The sequence below is a fragment of the Listeria tempestatis genome (assembly GCF_963575625.1).
Lineage (GTDB): Bacteria > Bacillota > Bacilli > Lactobacillales > Listeriaceae > Listeria > Listeria tempestatis.
Window position 1 is genome coordinate 96,774 of record NZ_CAUYTK010000003.1, and the last position, 17,982, is coordinate 114,755.

A 17,982-nucleotide genomic window follows, 5' to 3' on the forward strand; every position below is an offset into this window, starting at 1 on the left:
TCAGCAAATGCTAAAGAACATTTTCACACTGGTACAAAGACTATGACAACGAATACTATGTCAGAAATTGAAAATCAGGTGATTAAAAAATGATTAATCAAAATTTATATTATACGTCCATCGCAAATAGTAAGCCGATTGAGATTTATCTATTTTTCGATCCAGCCTGTAAAGACTGTTTCGATATGGAAGCTAATATTCGGCGCTTGCAAATGGAATATGGCAATTATTTTAAATTAAGATATATTCTTCATAATAATCTTCAAACTTTCATGCATAAGCAAAAGCGTTCCAAAGAAAATCTACCTTTAAAGGAACAGCAAATACTTGCTCATCGCTCCTATGTTTCTTGTCTTGCCGTCAAAGCAGCTGAACTTCAAGGAAAAAACCTTGGAATTTCGTTTTTACGCAAACTTCAAGAAGCTTATTTTGTGAATGAAGAAGATATTTCAAATGAGAGCCTTCTTTTTGAAAAAGCACGTGCGACGGGACTAGATTTAACTGAATTTCGTAAAGACTTCCATTCCAACATCGCGAAACGTTCCTATATTGGGGATCAAAAAGTGGCACGTGAAATGGAGATTACCGAAAATCCAACGGTTGTTTTTTTCAATCGCAATATTGAAGATGCCGGTCTAAAAATTACTGGCCTACACCGTTATGATATTTACGTCCACATCTTATCTGAACTTTTAAACCATTTTCCAGAACCAGAAGAAAAGCCATCAATGGAAGAATACATTGAGCTCGTTAAAGTAACTAGCACCAATTCAATGGCACAATTCTACAACGTCTCGCAATGCCAAATTGAACGCCAAATGAAAAAGTGGCGTCTTCAACAAAAAGTGACTCCAGTCGAATTAAAAGACGGTGAAATTGTTTGGCAATATATTGGTTAAATGGCCCATTAGATACAAAACAGCTTACGCAAAATCAAACTGCTGACAAAAGGTGAAATTCTAGGCAAAGCCAAGCGCGGAGGCACAAGCGAAGAAGATTGCCGTTTGTCAGCAACCTAAAAAGAGTGGTTTCCCACTCTTTTTTTGTTATTTAACGCTAGCCAAGCCATTTGCAGTTACACGATAGGTGAGTGTTTCATTTTTTTCTAAAGAAAGATGGTTCATTTGATTTTGAATGATAAGTCTATTCGGCGCTTCCGCATGTTCGATTCGAACAACATCTCCTTCCTCCATTTTCACCTTCTCTAACTTCGCATTATACGTTATTGTGCCAATAAATGACTGATGATATTTTTCTTTATTCTCACTGTTTAAAATGGTAATTGCTGCATATTGATTAGTGAAATAAACATGTGGTCGTCCAGCATACAGGTTGATTCTATATTCCATATCTTCTAATGAAGCATCAATTGTTAGAAAAGTATGGTCTCCTAAGCCATTTAATGTGTATAGGAAACTAGATCCAATTTCCGCTGTCTGAACAGGTATCTCACTTAGACTAACTTTCTCCATACCATTTTCCCCAATACGGTAAACAGCAGTTTGTGTTTTTTCAAAAAAGAGGTTATTTGTTTTATTTTGAATAAATAGGCGGCCTTCACCCTCTTCATGATGAACTTTAATATAGTCACCCTTAACTAAATGAATTTGTTTTATACTTAGAGGATAGTTAGTTATACCAACATAATCTTGCTTATATTTTTCTACACCATATTTATTGTAAATTTCGATACTTGCATAGGATTTATCAAAATAGACATGTGGTTTATTTTCGGGAGTCTCAATTGTCGCAAGCCCTTTTGATAACGAAATATCCATTTTCGCAACGATATGATCCCCTAATCCTTTTAATGTATATTGGAATTCATCTCCCTGTTCTGCGTTTGGAACAGGAATGTTTTGACTAGCTACTGGTTTTAAGCCTTCATTTTCTATAATAAAAGTGAGTGTTTTCGCTTTATCCAAAAAGGTAAAATTCGAACGATTTTGGACAGACAGACGACTTTCGCCTTCTTCATGATACACATGAATATAGTCACCTTTTTCAATATTGACTTGTCGAATTTTAGCAAGATAATTGGTTGTACCTACAAACTCTTGCTTATATTTTTCCACACCGTATCTATTGTAAATTGCGATACCCGCATAAGGTCTATTAAAATAAACATGTGGTTTATTCTCAGGCGTATCGATTGTCACAAGTCCTTTTGCTAAAGAAACATCTACTTTTGTGACAAGATGATCTCCTAATCCTTTAAAAATAAATTGAAAATCTTGACCTTTTAATTTATCAGGTAAAAGAGCCGCATATTTTTGTAGAAACTCTGATTTTGCAGGTTCCTCTAAAGAATTTACACCCATTATAAAACTTTTCTTTTCATCAGAAAGTGAGATTGAAGCTTCTTTTAAAGCCTCCTCTTTCAAAAGTAGATTTCCTAAATTAGTTAATTGCTTTTCAAAATCATTTTCCGCATTATTATTAAGCTGTTGATTGACGAGTCCCCATTTTGTCATGACCCAAGTATTTGTATTTTGCGTGTTATCTATGATGTTTTCATTTGATTTTAACCTCGTACTTGTTTCACTATGGTAAATCTCTATCAGGTAACCTTCTTTCATCGGAAATTCCCTTGTCTCAACCGGAGAATTTGTTCCTTCTAATACTTGATTGTAAATAATCTTATTATTAGCATCCTTTACAGTAATTTCTGCATATTTTTTATTAGCAAAATAGACATGCGGAGTACTTGTTAGAATAGATACTCTTGCCTTTTCAGTAGAACCATCTATTTTGAAATCCGCAATTTTACTATCACTTAAACCGAGAAGTTGAATCTCTTGATTTCGAAATGATGTTCCATGTAATTTTGAAAAAGTAAGGTTACTTTGATTTTCTTTTTCTTTCACATAAACATATTTTGTATCAAATGTATAGTTGCTCATATTAGCTCCTACAACTTCTACGCTATATACACCATTTTTTACATCAGAAAATTTCACTGTATTCCCTGTAATCGTTTTTTCCTGGATGATTTTAGCCCCGTCCCGCAAACGAATCTCGCTACCATAAAGTTCAGCCATATTATCCGCTTGTAAATTAAAGGTGATTTCGCCTTTTAAATTTAATGGCGCAATTTCTTCATTAGTTACCATTTCAAAATTAGATGTAACTAAAAGTTTTGCATCTAATAAGTTTCTCGCATCTGCTAGCTTATCCTTAGGTACTACATGTGCGAGAGAAGCAATAGCTGGATAGCCTTTAATCCGGTTGAGTTCACTTTGACTTTTCTTCAGCTGGAGTCCCCACTTTTCAAGAACTGCAGAAAAATCTAGATGGCTATATTCGCTATAATATTGATTAAACAAATCTGGCAGTAAGTAATCTTCTCTATTAAAATCACTTTGATTAGCTGAAACTCTATATCCCTGGTAAAGCTTTGTCAAAGCTTCATTTCCAGCTTTTTGACGCAATAAAGACAAAAATATAAGTTTCTCACGGAGTCCGATAGAATGATATGTGCCCTCTTTTTCCAATAAACTAGTATATAAATTAGATTCAACATTTTCTTTATGTCCATAATCAAAAAGCCAACCTAATTCGTCTGCTTTTTTACCATAAAGGTTGTATTGATACTGAACACCATATAAATTATTAAATACTTCCCCAGTATACATGCCATTACTATCAAAGCCAGCTTGATAACCGTGACCAATTTCATGTAACTGACCCCAATCACCATCTTTTAACCAACTTCCAATAGATGGACTTGTTATCGCTGTCCAATCACTACAATAATAAGCACCACCTGCTCCGTGCGCATCCGCTTTTAAGAAATAACGATTTTCTGAGTTTTCATTAAGTGGGGTCAAATTATCAAAACCTGCAACATCATTATACATTTTAAACAAATTTTTATAATGAATAATCAACTCGTCCAAATTTTCGAAATCTTCCATATTTTTAAGCGTGATTTTATCTCGTTTAGGAACTAATAATTGAAAGTCAGTCCCTTTTACAAGCGCATAATCACTATCATTTTTATCCCATTTATCAAAAAAGTCTTGTTCATTTTCTTGATATTGATAAATAGGTAATGGTTTTTGTTTGACACTACTAAGTACTTCATACTCTACTGTTGCATTTTCATTTCCATACGGCGTTGTCACAAAAGGGACTAAACTTGCAGTACTACTGATTTCTTTCCAGTCACGACCAACTTCAACAGATTTTTCAACTTGAGAATCATTCCCCAACAAACGCACAACCAGTGTACTCTTAAAATCCGGATTTGTTTGACGAATCCTTAATACCGTATTTGCTTGTAAAATAAATCCTAAATCTTGGCGGTCATGATAAATTCCTTTATTCATACCAGATTTTCTAATCCAATCTGCGCTCTCAATACTTTGAATATTCACACTTTTTTGTTCGTTAGCGAGTGCATTATGCCCCCATAAAACTGTTACAAACAAAAACAACACCAAACTAAAGAATACCTTCTTCATTTATGCTTTCCTCCCATTAAAAATTTAACTAAAGCTATATTCGCCTTAGACTTTATTAAGTATATCACAAAAAATTACTATTTCTGTGTCAATATTTTGTATTTATTCCACAAAAACAGCACTAATTTTTTAAAAAGTAAAATTAGCAAAAAAATAAATCACTTTTGTTTTTTGGGTTTATACACAAAATACAAAAGAAGTGCGACAACAACTAATCTTAAGTTACCGAGTAAAAGAATAATAGAACCAAAAACCAAGCAGTCTTGCCATTTTAAAATAAACATTGCTTGATTTTTGATTCTTTTCCAATTATATTCTAGGCTTTTATTAAATTATTTTTTCTTCCTCATAAAATAGAAAGGTTTGACAGGAAAATCTACTTCCATTTTCACTGTCATCATCGCATTTGGAGCGCGGTCAATTGCATCCCCGTCTTCATTCCAAATCTCACGAACAGTTTGTTTAAAACCTGTATCATCTGGTCCGTAAAACTCAATTTCATCCCCAACACCAAAATTATTTCGCTGTTGCAACGTCGCAATCTTCGTTTTTTCATCGTACTCAAGAACTTGCGCAGCAAAAGCATATTGCGGTATTTTCCGCGTCTTACCGAAAAGCTGCTCATCTTCTGTTGGCTCTTTGTAAAAAAATCCTGTCGAAAGTTCGCGCTGAGCTACCTTCCATAGTTCATCTTCCCAAGCTGGATCAAATTCAAAGTTTTCAGGATCCGCGCAGTAAGCATCTACTACTTTTCGGTAAATGCTTGCTACCGTTGACACATAATGAATTGATTTCATTCGCCCTTCTATTTTCAAACTATCCACGCCCGCATCTACCATATCAGGAATAAAACGAATCATCGATAAATCAACTGCACTCATAGAAAATGGCTCTTCGTCTTCATCCACTAAATTTTGCGGTTTTCCGTGGTCCATCTCAAACAAATCATATTTCCAACGACAGCTTTGTGCACAACCGCCGCGATTTGCATCACGATTCGCCATATGATTCGAAAGCGTACATCTACCCGAATAAGAAATACACATCGCTCCGTGGATAAAAGCTTCCATTTCAACATCCGTATTTTTACCGATTTCGCGAATTTCTTTCATGCTGACTTCGCGCGCCAATACAACACGTTCAAGCCCTCTCCTTCTCCAAAATTCAAGCGTTTTGTAATTCGTGGCAGATGCCTGTGTTGATAAATGGACCGGAAGTCCAGGTGCGCTATCAAAACAAATTTGAATGAGTGCGGGATCTGACACGATAACCGCATCAATCCCAATTTCGCGTAGCTTTAAGAAAAATTCTCCCGCGCCTTCTGTATCCCCCTCATGGGCAACCATATTCGCCGCAACATAAACTTTTGCCTGATATCCATGCGCAAATTCGACGCCTTCTTGCATCTCCTCAAAACTAAAATTCCCTGCACGTGAACGAAGTCCAAATGCCTGTCCACCAATATATACAGCGTCCGCTCCGTAGCGAATTGCAATTTTCAATTTTTCTAAATTCCCTGCTGGCGCAAGCACCTCAGGTTTTTTTAACATCGTCTTCATCGAAATTCCCCCTACCTCACTTCATCCGGATTTTTTAAATAGAATCCAGCACCTAGTTCACGTGTGTCTGGAGCCAGGTTTGCTAAGCGGTTAACAAAGGTTTCCGCCACAAAATCCCCCGCAATAAGCGCCTCCTTGGCTTCTACAAAAAGCTTTGCAATAGCAACAAAATCTGCGCCATGCAAAAGTATCCCGTCAAGCTTCCATGCCTTGACACCGGCGTCAAAGAGCTCCTCTAAATAGGGCATCATACTAATATCTTCCGTACTAAATATATGCGTGCCATTTTCATCCTCATAAATCGGCAACATACTGTCCGCATCATTTGGCTCACGTAAATAAAGTCCACGCGATTTGTCAGCACTCTCGTTTAACTCAACAATATTATAATAGTTCGTGACAAGCTTTCGTTTCGATTGATGGATACAAGTTGGCCCGTAAACAAGTACTTCTACGGGAACATCTAGGCGAGCCGCAATTTGTGCGACCTCTGGCCGAGTTAATTCGCGTGCGAGTACCGCTCCTTTAGCCCCTTGCTTCACCCAAAAATCAATTTGTTCGGCGCTCGTTACAAAAGTTTGTGCATCATAAATGAATGGCACAGATAATTCTAGCTCTTCAAGCATTAAAATAACGCCTGGATCCCCTACAGCAATTTTATCAACTGCCATCGCATCTAGCGCTTTTAAAAATACCGGAATCTCTTCGACATGTTCATTGTGCATCAAAGCGTTCACCGCCACAATCACCTTTTTCCCAAAAGAATGGGCTAATGTTGTGATTTCTTCTAGTTCTTCATTTGAAAAAGAAGCTGGCAGTCTAAGGCCGAAACGACTATTTCCAATATAGAGCGTATCGACTCCGGCGCGAAGCAAATTTTCAGCTTGCAGTGCAGATTCTGCTGTCGCAATAATTTCCATATTCAATTCTCCTCTTCTCCTTTTAACTTACAATGAATAATGTATCACAAGTCCGACGCACGAGCAATACTTCATTAGGGTGTTGTTTGTACCAAATAAAAGCTAGGCACCTTTTTGGTACCTAGCTTTCAGACTGCTGACAAAAGGCAATCTTCGTCGTTAAACCCTCCGTTCCGAGGTTCACGTACTCGAGTACGCTCCACTTCAGTACTCGGCTTTGCCTAGAATCTCACCATTTATCAACAGTCTGATTTTGCGTGGGTCGTTTCGTTTTGTGTAAACTTTAAGTTTTTCTTCAAGCTAAAAGCTAGGCACCTTTTTGGTGCCTAGCTTTTTAAGATTCATTCTCATCATCGCGTGCCTGCTCAATTCGCAGTAGTTTCATAATTGGGCGGTAGTTTTGACCAATTAAGCCGAGCGATTCGATAAAAATTTCAACGAGGAGAAGAAGTACACCCATTAGTAAGATGGAGCCCCAAATCGTTGACATTGTAAAAATAAATGAAAATAGTGAAAAAAGTGCTGCAATCGCATAAATTAAAATAACAGTTTGCCGATGCGTGAAGCCTAAATTCATCAATTGATGGTGGATGTGTGACTTATCAGCCATCGCAATTGGTTGTTTCGTGACGGCTCTTCTGATAATCGCAAAAATCGTATCCGAGATAGGCACACCTAAAATTAAAATTGGTACGATGAGAGATACAAACGTGACGTTTTTGAAGCCCATCACAGACAACACCGCAATGATAAAGCCTAAAAAGAGCGCCCCCGTATCTCCCATAAAAATTTTCGCTGGATTAAAATTATATGGTAGAAAGCCTAAAGTTGCTGCGATTAAAATCGCCGAAATCGAAATGACAATTGGATCTGACATGATAAAGGCCATCCCTAAAATTGTGAAAAGTGCAATTGTAGAAACACCCGCCGCCAAACCGTCCAAACCATCAATCAAGTTGACTGCATTGGTAATAGCAACAATCCATAAAATTGTCAGTGGTAAGCTGAAAATGCCAAAATGAATTTCCCCGCCAAAGGGTAGATTAATAAATTCAATGGAAATTCCGCCCCAAAAAACGATAATAAACGCGGCTAAAACTTGACCAATTAATTTATATCGCGCTTTTATTTCAAATAAATCATCAATAAATCCTGTTAACATCATTATTGTACCAGCTAGAAAAAGTGGCCAAATGAAGGTTTTATCAATCGGAAGCAAAAATAGTCCAATTGAAAAGCTTATGTAAATCGCAAGACCACCAAGGCTTGGAATCGGTCGTATATTCACACGTCTTTTATCCGGTTTATCTGTTACATCAAAATGTAAAGCGGCTAGTCGCACAAGTGGCGTTAGCACGATTGATGCAATCAAACAAAGGATAACAATTGAAGGTAACAAGGCAAGGCCTCCCCTACATTAAATTCTGTACTTAATTATACGTTGTTATTCTTGAAAAAACAACGTAAATTCTAAAATCTTAAGCTCTTCTTTAAAGCTTAGTGAGAAAAATTTCTACTAAATGTTAAAAATTGTGTCGATTTTTCGACTATTTCCTAAAAAGGCTGACGTCAGGTTTAATTTGTATTAAAATATAGTTATTGAATAAGAAAGGATGAACAATTTGCGATCTAACAAACATAAAAAGAAGAAGCGCAAAGGCTTAAAAATATTTCTTACTATCTTGCTAGTTATCGTCCTCGGAATTGCCGGGTACCTTGGCTATGCTTACTGGAAAACAACATCAACTTTCAATAAAATCCATACCCCAATTGAAGGAAAAGAAAACGCAAGTGTTAATTTAGAAAAGAAACAACCTTTTTCTGTTTTAATTTTAGGTGTCGATGAACGTGATGGTGATAAAGGGCGTTCAGATACGCTTATTGCAGCAACTGTAAATCCGAATACGAATAAAATTCAAATGCTAAGTATTCCACGTGATACAAAAACTACAATTCCCGGGTACGATTCAAACCCGCATAAAATTAATGCGGCCTACGCTTATGGCGGTGTTAAAATGACGGATGCTACAACAACACAGTTTCTAAACGGCATTCCGTTCAACTATTATATCAAGATAAACATGGAAGGCTTCCGCGATTTAGTCGATGCGGTGGGTGGAATCGATGTTGTAAACGATAAAGATGGTTTGACGCTCGCCTCACAATCGGCAAGTGGCAGTAAGAAAGTGTTTAATAAAGGCAAAATTCATTTAAACGGCGAAGATGCACTTGCTTATGTACGAATTCGTAAAACCGATGCGGAGGGCGATTTTGGACGTCAAAAACGGCAACAACAAGTGATGTCTGCTGTCGCGGAGAAAGCCTTAAGTACTGGCCTTATTTGGAGATTTGACGGTATTTTAAGTGCAATTGGTGATAACATTCAAACTGACTTCACAATGAATGATATTACGCGTATTGCGAAAGATTACCGCGGTGCACTATCTAATGTTGAAAACCTCCAAGTCAAAGGTGAAGGTAGCCGCGTTGACGGTGGTCCTTGGTACTATGTTGTATCCGATGCTGAGCGAGCTCGTTTACACGATGAACTAGCTGAAAACTTAGAAATGAAATAAAAGAACTTCCAAAAAGAAGTTCTCAAATTGAAGAAAAACGCACTTTTCAAAAAGGAGAAAAGTGCGTTTTTTGATGCAAAATGAAGAATAAGAAAGCATATTTTTTTAGATTTATTGTTTAACTTTCGCTACAAATTGAAATCTACTTCCCACATACTGCGAACGAGTAAATTCAAATGGGCGACCATCTTCTAAAAATGTAATTTGTCTAAGTTTCATAACCGGTGAACCTAATTTTACATCCAAATAAGGAGCAACTTTTTCTGAGACAAGCGCCGCCTCCATTGTTTGCTCAGCTTCACCAATTCGCTGACCTAATTTTGTTTCCACTGCTTCATACAACGAATTCATAATATCCTCTTTCGTAAGAAGTGCCGCAATATCTTCAGGAATTGTCGCTACTTCAAATAAAATGGGAACTGAATCCCCGTAACGAATCCGTTCAATTTTCATAACATTACTTTTTTCTGGTATTGCTAGTGCTTCTTGTTCCTGCGTGCTAGCAGGGCGAATACCATAAGAGACGATGCGCGTGGAAGGCTTCTTTCCTTCCTGCAACATTAAATTAGTAAAACTTGTTACCGCTTCAAGACGTTCAGTCAATTTTTTTTCCGCTATGAACGTGCCAGCTCCGACGCGTCTTTGTAGAATGTTGTCATCAACAAGACCTTGAATGGCTTGCCTAACTGTCATACGACTCACATGGAACATTTCTGCCAGCTGGCGTTCGGCCGGAATCGCTGTCCCGACCTGCCAAGCACCCGCCTCAATTTTTTGTTTAATTTCGGTTTGGATTTGAATGTAAATTGGAATTCCCGATTGTTTATCGATCATTTTTCAGCCCTCTTTTTTATAGAAGTGAAGCCGCCTCTTCGTCCACAATGATAGTTACATCTGGGTGATTTTGTAATACGGAAGCCGGGCAATCTACCTCTACAGATCCGTTTATAGTTGCATGAATTGCTTCTGCTTTAGATTTTCCAAACGCAAATAAAATGATTTTTTTCGCATTCATAATCGATTTGATTCCCATAGAATAAGCATGCGTTGGTACATCTTCCTCTTTTTCAAAGTGAATTTTATTTGCTTCACGAGTGGATTCTGTTAAAAGCACTTTATGTGTTAAAGAATCAAAAGAAGTCCCTGGTTCATTAAAACCGATGTGCCCATTTGTTCCAATACCTAAAATCTGAATATCTACTGGATGCGAATTTAAAATTTCCTCATAACGTGCACATTCAGCTTCAGCATCTGTTGCCTTGCCGTCAGGTAAGAAACTATCTTTAAATTTCCGTTTGGAGAAAAGTAACTCGTTCATATAATAATGATAACTGTTTGGATCGTCAGCTGCAAGACCTACATACTCATCTAAGTTTACAGTTGTAATATCGCTTGAGTCAACGTCACTTTTAATGAATTCTCCGTAAAACAATTCTGGTGTGCTTCCTGTAGCTAGCCCTAATGTTTTCACATCACCATTCCGGATCGCTTTTTCAACAATTTCAAGACCTTTTTTTGATCCTTCTAGTTTATCTGCTGTTTTAATAACTTGCATTTTTATTTCTTCCTCTCAATTAAACGTTTTTTTGACCATAAGAATATGTGGCGGTTAAGTTTAGCGCATCATCAAAAATGTTGAAGTCCGCGTCTTTACCTGCTTCAAGACCACCTTTTTTGATTAAATTAAACTCTCTAGCTTGATTGACGGAACTCATAAGTACCGCTTCTTCAATTGTGCAGCCCGTAAATTCAATCATATTGCGGAAAGCATCATCATATGTCAGTACACTTCCAGCGAGCGTTCCGTCTTCAAGACGCGCTTGTTTATCCTTCACGATAACCGTTTGACCACCAAGTTCGGATTTCCCTTCTGGCATTCCTTTTGCGCGCATCGAATCCGTAATAAGTGAAATGCCATGCGCCCCTTTCATTTTATATGCTAGCTTAACCATATCTTTATTAACATGAATCCCATCAACGATAAGCTCTGCTTGAATGCCGTCTTCTAATAAAACATGACCAGGAACACCAGGTTCACGGTGCGTCATTCGGTGGCAGGCATTGTAAAGGTGTGTCGCGTGCGTTGCCTTGCTGGTTTTTAAATGTTCGCGCACATCATTGGAATGCCCAACACTTGGAACTACACCGAGTTCTTGGCATAAATTTTCAAAAGCAGGAGATGTTTCGTGTTCCGGAGCATACGTAACCACTTTGATTAGCCCACCTGAAATGTCATACCATTTTTTGAATAGCTCAAGATCTGGAGCTTGAATGTATTCTTCGGGTTGTGCCCCTTTAAATACAACTGAAACAAACGGTCCTTCCAAGTGAATACCGCCAATAACTGGTTCCTCTTTCGCTACTTCGCCAATTACTTTTAAGGCAGCTTCGATATTTTTGTGTGATTGTGTCATTGTTGTAGGGAAATATGTTGTAATTCCTTCATTCAACATACCGCGCACTTGTTTTTTGAGCGCCGCTGGATCAGCATCCATCGCATCATGACCATAACCACCATGTGAGTGAACATCAATAAAACCAGGGACAATTTTTTGTCCTTTTGCATCAATGATTTCTTCCCCATCATTCGATTTAAAGTTTGTCATGGAGCCAATTTCCTCTACTTGTTTATCAAAACGCATATAAGCATCTTCTAAAACAAGTTTTCCTGTATAAATTGTTGCATTCGTTATTACTTTTTTAGTCATTACGAAAGCCTCCTATTCTCAATCGGTCTATACCAATTATTATACTGCTTTTTTCAAAAAAAGCAACTTATCTTTTCTTTTTACCCTGATGATTAGGAAAGAAACCACCTAGTCAGATGGTTTCAGAAGGATTTTTTATAGAATTCAAGCTTTTTGGCAAATTAAAACCACCTTTGCAGGTGGCTTCAACTTGTTACTTTTTATCTTCATTTTCTTCTTTTTTCTCGAGTTCCGGAATTAAAACTTCTTTTTCATCATTTTTTTCGCTTTTCTTTGATTCTTTTTCAAGATCATTTAGAAGTTCATCCATAGAAGCTTTATCTTTTTTCTTGAAATTTTGTTTTTCACGTTCGATAATGTCATCTACCATAGATGTGAAATCTTGTGCTTTATCTTTAATGACTTCTTTACTTTTAGCTGTTTTCTTTTCAAGTTCATCCATTAGCTCATCAAATGATTGTGAAAGTTCTTTAGCCATATCAGCTTTTTTGTTTGCTTCCTCAGCTAAATCACGTTGTTTTTGTGCTTCATGATAGTCTGAAACACTGCCCCAACTCATATCATGGATAACTTTATCCATTTTTTCTGAAGTTTCAGCTGCATTTTTTTCAGCCATTTCAGCTAAATGTTGCGTCTTTAAATTTTTCCATTTTAAGCGCATTTCGTGCATGCGAAGCTCTAAATCTTCTAATTGCTTGGAAGCTTGCTCATAATGACCTTTTGTTGTTTCTAATTGTTCTTCGTATTGCGCTACTTCAGCTTTTGCAAATTCAGCGAGTTTGGTTTCGCCAGCTTCTTCCGCAATTGTTATTTGGCGGCGACGTTTTTCGACATAAGTTTCCATTTCCTTATACTCTTTATAAAATAAGGATTTTAACTCGCGTTGCTTTTCAACCATGCGTTCTGCATCTTTCATTTCAGCTTTTGTTTTATCCATGTAATATGTTACGGAACTACGGCGTTTTTCAGCACGTTCATCAATTTTCTTAGTAACCTCTTTATTCCATTCTTTCATCTTATCAAAGAAATTTGCCATTTTGTTCTCCTCCAATTATTTGTTATATGGGTAATCAAATGTATCGTTGTTATCATTTCGTTTATTACGGTTGTTCTTAGTTAGGAAGTAAACAATTGCTGCAATGACTATGACAACAATTGCGCCTTTTAAATTTGTAAGAATTATTAAGGCTCCGATACCAATTAGTATACCGTACACGACTTTTTGTCCAATTGATTTTGTTTCAAGTAACTTTTTAAGCGAATAGAAACCTAAGACGGCTCCAAGTGTTGCCATAATCGCAGGCCATAAAATGGTTAAGATTAGACCGATTAAGATGACAACAAGTATCGCAATGATTATGCCTCTCATCAATTTTACCTCCTTACTTTAACTGTATCCATCATAACGTGAAACTTCAACTAAAATAAGCACCTATAGAAGGAAATTCGAGTCATACTAGAGTCTTACTTCTTCATTTATAAAAAAAAACAAAAAAAATGGCATTAAACCAATGTTAATACCACTTTTAACTTTACTCTTGTGACTTATTTGCATAATTAACGCTTGACATCGCACCTTCAGACACCATATTTTCTGCTTCAATTTCTGTTTCTTTTTCTTCATATTTCTTTCGAATATCTTCCACACTATCAAATGGATCGTTTGTTCGTTGCCGGTAAACGATATAAGATAACACACCAACTGCAGCTCCAGACACGGCACCAATAATTGCTAAACTAGATTTTTTTCGCAAAACCCGCACCTCCTTATTATCCATTTGGCTCTTTCCCGTTTGGAAATTTTTTTAAACAAAAACGACACTTAGAAAGCGTCGTTTTTGTTATGTAACTATCATTTAAAATGAATCAAATGGACTGACTTTTGGTTTACGTACCCAGCACATAATTGCTGCAATTAAAAATAGAAGTGCTGGAATGAAACCAATTAAGAAGGTTGATGCTATAACAAAAAAACCAGTAAACAAGAACAAGAAGCCGGCAAGAACGGGCTTTTTATTACGAGTAATAAAAATAATACCTAATACGGCTAAAATAATCACTAAGATGAAAAAGGCTAGAAGAAAAATAGAGTACTTGCTTAGAGAATCAATTAGTTGTGTACTTGATGGTGCATCTGCTAAACTAATCCCCGATTTGCGTAGCGTCTCTTCATAATTAGATATAAATACATCACGTCCACTTTGTGTGCTGGTCACTTTTACAAAAGTAAAAGCATAATAGGTCATGAAGCCTTGTAAAACGAGAGATAAAACTAAACCAACACTCGCTAAAATCACTTCACCTGTTCTTTTAATCAAAATTAACTCCTCCTAACTCTCATATAGTCAAGTATACTATTAAACGTTCTCTTATTCCAAGTTTTTAAGTAAGTGCATTTTCATTTAAAAGCATGTATAATCAAATCAGACTTTAAATTAGGGAGATGAAATCGCGTGATGAAGCGTATTTTATTAGCTTATGTGGTGCCAATTTTATGTATTGTGGGAGCAGTTTTCGCGCTAATCCAACTAAATCCGGTTCGACCGGAAGCAGTAAGTACTGGAATTCCAACCATTTTTATCCACGGTTACCACGGAACAGATCGCTCACTTCATGGAATGATTCGTCGTTTTGATCAAAAATATCATGTGGGTACTGATGCGATGACCGTTCACGTTAGTAAGGTTGGTGAAATTTCGACGGAGGGTGTTTACAACCCTAAAGCTAAAAACCCGCTCATCAATGTGGTATTTGACAATAATCGCGCTACTATTACGCAACAAGCAATGTGGATGAAAAAAGTAATGGCATATTTGCAAAAATATCAGCACATCACACAATTTAATGCCGTTGCTCACTCTATGGGTGGCGGTGTTTGGGAAGCGTATTTAGCATCATACTCAAAAGATCCTAACTACCCAGCCATCCACAAAGTTGTATTTTTAGCGGTACCACTTTATCCCGAGGAATATATCAATGGAGATGAACAAGTTGATATTCGAAACGAGGAAAAAGTCCATTCGAATTTTGCCGCGAAAATGGCGCAAGTTTTACCCGAAAATATTCCGATTTTAATTATCGCTGGTAACTTAGAGGATGGTACGAACAGCGACGGGGAAGTAAAAGTAGACAGTGTGATGTACGGAAAAACGCTTTTTAAAAATCAAAAAGTGTCGGCATATACTATAAAAGGTCCTGAGGCAACGCATAGCAATATGCACGAACTCACCGTAGTCGACAAGAAAGTAATCCCTTTTCTTTTTGGAAAATAAAAAAGGAGGAGTTTCTTCGATATGAAAAAAATCATTTTTTTAATGCTTGCGCTTTGTCTCCTTTTTTTAGGATTTAGTTTTATCTTTCAGACGATGGATAAACGAAATGCTGATGAAAACAAAGCAAAACAAGCTGCCACAGTGAAAGCAGTTGTGAAAAAACCTCGTGAAGTCGCGATTCCTACATTATTTGTTCATGGCTACGCAGGGACCAAAAATTCGCTTGGTGGCATGATAAAAAGACTGGAAACGCAAAATGATGCAACAAAATCACTTGTTATTACGGTTAAATCTGATGGAGGGCTTGATATTTCAGGTAGCTATGACAAATTTAGTCATGATCCGCTTATTCAAGTTTTATTTGAAAATAATAAAAGTTCAATGGTTAACCAAACAGAATGGCTAAAAACGGTAGGTAAGGCATTAAAATCGGATTATCATATTACGAAGATAAATGCGGTAGGTCATTCGATGGGTGGTGTTAGTTTAACAAATTATGTGGAGCAAACTGGAAATGATGCCATGTATCCAGTTCTTGAAAAGCTCGTTTTGATTGGTGCCCCGCTAAATGGGCTTGCAATTGGAAACAGCGCATATGATTTAGCTGATTCGGGACCAAAAACGGAGACTGAACGCTATACTAATTTTATTCAGCATAAAGCAATGATCCCACATTCTATCGAAGTATTTAATATCGCTGGTGATTTATTAGATGGCACAAAAAGCGATGGTAGTGTGCCTGTTTCAAGCGCGCTTTCCGGAAAATTCATTTTTTCCGATATTTTAAACTATGAAGAGAAAATTTTTGAAGGCGATAATGCGTCGCATAGTAAACTTCATGAAAATCCAGAAGTAGATGCTGTAATTGGTGATTTCCTGTGGGTTTCAAATGGATGATAACGACTAATTTCATATTCTTTCTCAGAAAAAAATCATGCCCATTTTAGCATGATTTTTATTTTAAGCTTATCGATAGACGAATCATATCTCGGCATTCAATACCATTTTCAAAAATAGGCTTTTCATAATACTTGGTGAAATGATTTTTTTCAATATGTGTTACTCTAAATCCGCACTTTTGATAGAGCGCAAGCTGGTCTATGCTTGAATTTCCTGTTCCAATTTCAATTGTTGTGGCGCCACTTTTTTGCGCGATGTTTATCGCCTGCGTAATGAGATTTTTTCCGTACCCTTGTCCCCTTTTTTCTTCCACAATAGCAATGTTCATAATTTCAACGGTTTTAGGACGGGTTTTGAGTAAAACGATGGTTCCAATGAGTTTTTTTTCTTCAAAAAAGCCATAACATTCGCCGCGTTCTAAATAATCTTCCACAATTTCTGCAGACGGGTCTGCATCATAAAGCAACTGGTATGGGTAATTTTCTGTAATCTCACAAATCATCTTTTTTCTTCCTCCCACCAAAAAAGTTTTTACGTGGAATTTCGCTTGTGCTTCTCACACCTAACATATCCAAAATAAATACAAAGACTGGAATACCAACAATCAGTCCCCAAACGCCGAAAAAGGCTTCTGAAAAAATGAGCACGATAAAAGTATAAAACACTGGTAAATCTGTCTTTGAAGACATTAATTTGGGATTTAAAATATACGTTTCAATAGCATGGACAATGACGACAGTGAGTAAAATGTAGAACACATCTGTAAATCCGCCAATAGAATACGCAATAATTGAAAGCGGAATGCAGGAAATAATCACACCAGCCACCGGAATCATGCCGAGAACAAAAACCATAATTGATAAACTAAGAAGTTGCGGAAAGCCCATAAGATAAAGCGCAATCGTTGTAATACATGTGTTAACAAGGGCGATAAGAAGTTGCGCCTCTAGAACAACACCGAATGTTTGGACGAACTTTCTTCCAAAATAAGCGAAATCTTTAAAAATAAAGCCGATTTTGCTTGTGAAAAATTGTGAAGTAAACTGCGTAACACGCTCTTTTTCAAGTGAAAAGAATAGGCTTAGAATAAGCGCCAAGAAAAAGGACATCCCAATTGAGCCAATGCCAGATAATGAGGCGATAACAAATTCGACACTTGCTTCTAAATATTTTTCAACATTGGATTGCTTTAACCAATCTACAATCCAATTTACGACAGCATTATTACCAGGTTGGTTATACATTTTAACAAGATTATTGACGAGATCTGAAATTTGCTGAACAAGAATTGGCAAATAATAAACAATCGCCACATATAAAAGTCCCGCTACAAGTATGTATAAAAGAATAACGATAAGTCGTCTTGGAATGCGAACACGTTTTAAAATGACATTTTCAAGCCTTGTGACTAAAAATGCAAAGATAAACGTGAGTAAAATTAAATCAATCATACTGCGAACTAAATAGATGAGCACACCAAGAATGACAAAAACAAAAAGTCGCCTTGGAGTATCTTTCTTTAAAAATTGTGTAAACCATTCCAATTTTGTCACTCTCCTCTTTAACACTTCTAATGATAGC

The 17,982-nt window shown here is 36.8% G+C and carries 17 protein-coding genes; 4 read left to right on the forward strand and 13 right to left on the reverse strand.

What is annotated here, in order from left to right:
* Positions 1 to 89 precede the first annotated feature (89 nt).
* Complete coding sequence (gene yjbH / locus R8923_RS05345; protein ID WP_485871732.1) at positions 90 to 899, forward strand: protease adaptor protein YjbH; 810 nt, start codon at positions 90 to 92, stop codon at positions 897 to 899.
* A gap of 147 nt (positions 900 to 1,046) precedes the next feature.
* On the opposite strand, the gene R8923_RS05350 is transcribed toward yjbH, so the two are convergent.
* The 4 genes from R8923_RS05350 to R8923_RS05365 all read right to left on the reverse strand — a co-directional run bounded on the left by R8923_RS05350 (position 1,047) and on the right by R8923_RS05365 (position 8,344).
* Positions 1,047 to 4,466: a putative mucin/carbohydrate-binding domain-containing protein gene (locus R8923_RS05350; protein ID WP_485871733.1), complete on the reverse strand. Its 3,420-nt coding sequence runs from the start codon at positions 4,464 to 4,466 to the stop codon at positions 1,047 to 1,049.
* Positions 4,467 to 4,798: 332 nt separating this feature from the next.
* Complete coding sequence (locus R8923_RS05355) at positions 4,799 to 6,025, reverse strand: peptidase U32 family protein (RefSeq protein WP_485871734.1); 1,227 nt, start codon at positions 6,023 to 6,025, stop codon at positions 4,799 to 4,801.
* Positions 6,026 to 6,036: 11 nt separating this feature from the next.
* The gene (locus R8923_RS05360; RefSeq protein ID WP_485871735.1) at positions 6,037 to 6,945 is read right to left on the reverse strand and encodes a peptidase U32 family protein; all 909 of its coding nucleotides are present in this window, start codon (positions 6,943 to 6,945) and stop codon (positions 6,037 to 6,039) included.
* Between the two features lie 334 nt (positions 6,946 to 7,279).
* Positions 7,280 to 8,344, reverse strand: a complete 1,065-nt coding sequence (locus R8923_RS05365; RefSeq protein WP_485871736.1) for a glycosyltransferase family 4 protein — start codon at positions 8,342 to 8,344, stop codon at positions 7,280 to 7,282.
* Between the two features lie 214 nt (positions 8,345 to 8,558).
* On the opposite strand from R8923_RS05365, the gene R8923_RS05370 reads away from it, so the two are divergent.
* Complete coding sequence (locus tag R8923_RS05370) at positions 8,559 to 9,521, forward strand: LCP family glycopolymer transferase (RefSeq protein ID WP_485871737.1); 963 nt, start codon at positions 8,559 to 8,561, stop codon at positions 9,519 to 9,521.
* A 111-nt stretch (positions 9,522 to 9,632) separates the two neighbouring features.
* On the opposite strand, the gene R8923_RS05375 is transcribed toward R8923_RS05370, so the two are convergent.
* From R8923_RS05375 to R8923_RS05405, 7 genes are all read right to left on the reverse strand, one after another.
* Positions 9,633 to 10,355, reverse strand: coding sequence for a GntR family transcriptional regulator (locus R8923_RS05375; protein WP_485871738.1), 723 nt, complete (start codon positions 10,353 to 10,355; stop codon positions 9,633 to 9,635).
* Positions 10,356 to 10,371: 16 nt separating this feature from the next.
* The gene (locus tag R8923_RS05380) at positions 10,372 to 11,076 is read right to left on the reverse strand and encodes a glucosamine-6-phosphate deaminase (protein ID WP_485871739.1); all 705 of its coding nucleotides are present in this window, start codon (positions 11,074 to 11,076) and stop codon (positions 10,372 to 10,374) included.
* A 19-nt stretch (positions 11,077 to 11,095) separates the two neighbouring features.
* Positions 11,096 to 12,229 (reverse strand): N-acetylglucosamine-6-phosphate deacetylase, encoded by a 1,134-nt coding sequence (nagA, locus tag R8923_RS05385; RefSeq protein ID WP_485871740.1) that lies wholly within the window; start codon positions 12,227 to 12,229, stop codon positions 11,096 to 11,098.
* Between the two features lie 193 nt (positions 12,230 to 12,422).
* Positions 12,423 to 13,265: a PspA/IM30 family protein gene (locus R8923_RS05390; RefSeq protein WP_485871741.1), complete on the reverse strand. Its 843-nt coding sequence runs from the start codon at positions 13,263 to 13,265 to the stop codon at positions 12,423 to 12,425.
* A 15-nt stretch (positions 13,266 to 13,280) separates the two neighbouring features.
* Positions 13,281 to 13,598: a lmo0954 family membrane protein gene (locus tag R8923_RS05395; RefSeq protein ID WP_485871742.1), complete on the reverse strand. Its 318-nt coding sequence runs from the start codon at positions 13,596 to 13,598 to the stop codon at positions 13,281 to 13,283.
* A gap of 163 nt (positions 13,599 to 13,761) precedes the next feature.
* Positions 13,762 to 13,983, reverse strand: coding sequence for a hypothetical protein (locus R8923_RS05400; protein WP_485871743.1), 222 nt, complete (start codon positions 13,981 to 13,983; stop codon positions 13,762 to 13,764).
* A 102-nt stretch (positions 13,984 to 14,085) separates the two neighbouring features.
* The gene (locus tag R8923_RS05405) at positions 14,086 to 14,547 is read right to left on the reverse strand and encodes a DUF4064 domain-containing protein (protein ID WP_485871744.1); all 462 of its coding nucleotides are present in this window, start codon (positions 14,545 to 14,547) and stop codon (positions 14,086 to 14,088) included.
* A 135-nt stretch (positions 14,548 to 14,682) separates the two neighbouring features.
* Here R8923_RS05405 and R8923_RS05410 point away from each other — a divergent pair, with 135 nt between their 5' ends.
* Entirely contained in the window at positions 14,683 to 15,501 is an 819-nt protein-coding gene (locus R8923_RS05410) for an alpha/beta hydrolase (RefSeq protein WP_485871745.1), read from the forward strand.
* A 21-nt stretch (positions 15,502 to 15,522) separates the two neighbouring features.
* The gene (locus R8923_RS05415; RefSeq protein WP_485871746.1) at positions 15,523 to 16,398 is read left to right on the forward strand and encodes an alpha/beta hydrolase; all 876 of its coding nucleotides are present in this window, start codon (positions 15,523 to 15,525) and stop codon (positions 16,396 to 16,398) included.
* A gap of 58 nt (positions 16,399 to 16,456) precedes the next feature.
* Here the strand turns inward: R8923_RS05415 and R8923_RS05420 are convergent, their stop codons facing one another.
* Positions 16,457 to 16,903 carry a GNAT family N-acetyltransferase gene (locus R8923_RS05420; protein ID WP_485871747.1) on the reverse strand — a complete coding sequence of 149 codons (447 nt, stop codon included), beginning with the start codon at positions 16,901 to 16,903 and terminating at the stop codon, positions 16,457 to 16,459.
* A complete protein-coding gene (locus R8923_RS05425; protein WP_485871748.1) occupies positions 16,893 to 17,945 on the reverse strand; it encodes an AI-2E family transporter in 1,053 nt (350 codons plus the stop codon). The genes R8923_RS05420 and R8923_RS05425 overlap by 11 nt, the downstream gene beginning before the upstream one ends.
* Positions 17,946 to 17,982: the final 37 nt, after the last annotated feature.